At 70.8% G+C, this 702-nt stretch carries 1 protein-coding gene; it reads left to right on the top strand.

Annotated features, from left to right (window positions below):
• The first annotated feature begins 64 nt into the window (after positions 1-64).
• Positions 65-691, top strand: coding sequence for a DUF3159 domain-containing protein (locus AC5RV2_RS18760; protein ID WP_494093584.1), 627 nt, complete (start codon positions 65-67; stop codon positions 689-691).
• Positions 692-702 lie beyond the last annotated feature (11 nt).

Raw genomic sequence — 702 nt, 5'->3', positions numbered from 1 at the left:
ACCGGGCAACAGGCGCCCGGACGCGGCCGAGGCACTCGCCGGCGCCTACGCCGCAAGCGCCGCGGTGCACCGCACCGACGACGGACAGATCGACGTGCTGAAGACCGTCGGCGGCGTCCGCGGTCTGGCCGAGAGCATCCTGCCCGGCGTGATCTTCCTGGTGGTGTTCACCATCGGCCGGGAGCTCGGCCCCGCCCTGATCGGAGCGCTTGCGGCCGCCGCCGTCTTCACCCTGCTGCGCCTGGTGCAGCGGGGCACCGTGACGCAGGCCTTCTCCGGCCTGGTGGGGGTCGCCATCTGCGCCTTCGTTGCCAACAGCACGGGCCGGGCCGAGGACTTCTATGTCTGGGGCTTCATCACGAATGCCGCCTACATTCTGGTCATGCTGGTGTCCGTGGCCGTCAAGTGGCCGGTGCTGGGCCTGATCTTCGGGCTGATCCGCAGCGAGGGCACGGCATGGCGGCAGCAGCCGCAGCGGCTGAAGGCGTACACCATCGCCACCTGGATCGTGATGGCGGTGCTCCTGCTGCGGCTTGCGGTGCAGCTTCCCCTCTACCTGATGGGCGAGGACGGACTGGTGGCGCTGGGCACCACCCGCTTGCTCATGGGCGTGCCGCTGTACGCGCTGGGGCTGTGGCTGGCGTGGCTGGTCTCCCGCCCGGCCGCCGTCGAGGCGGGCCGGTCCGAGTGACCTAGTCTGCC

Source organism: Arthrobacter sp. Y3225116 (assembly GCF_059091245.1).
The sequence above is the reverse complement of the archived record's forward strand: the minus strand, read 5'-3'. Positions and strand labels throughout refer to the sequence as shown.